Below are 348 nucleotides of genomic sequence, written 5' to 3' on the forward strand. Positions count from 1 at the left end.
GTGATCCAATTAAAAATGTTAGAAAAATTAAATCAAAAACTACCTCTGGATTAATGCTCAGTTCTGGGTACGGTGGTGGAACTGCAAATATGGAATATATGGCGGACACTAGTTTAGCAATGAATTTTTTGAACCAACCATGTCAACACCCTTTACTCAATTAGTACCGGGACAACAAAAAACGGATGCCGTAACGGATCTTTTTAAAAATAAGAATGCCATTCATACGTATAACGCTCAATTTTATAGTCGACCAATTGTTTATAAAAAAATGGGATTTAAAACTTTTAAAAGTACTGATTCTACTGGAAAACAAAGGTTAAAATATCAAAAAACAATACAAAAAAG

The 348-nt window shown here is 31.9% G+C and carries 1 pseudogene; it reads left to right on the forward strand.

The window, feature by feature from the left end:
- Window positions 1-139: 139 nt before the first annotated feature.
- Window positions 140-348 (forward strand): annotated as a pseudogene (locus tag D1831_RS14770) (LTA synthase family protein); the annotation flags it as partial.

This window comes from Lactiplantibacillus garii (assembly GCF_003885105.1).
In the GTDB taxonomy this organism is placed as follows: Bacteria; Bacillota; Bacilli; order Lactobacillales; family Lactobacillaceae; genus Lactiplantibacillus; species Lactiplantibacillus garii.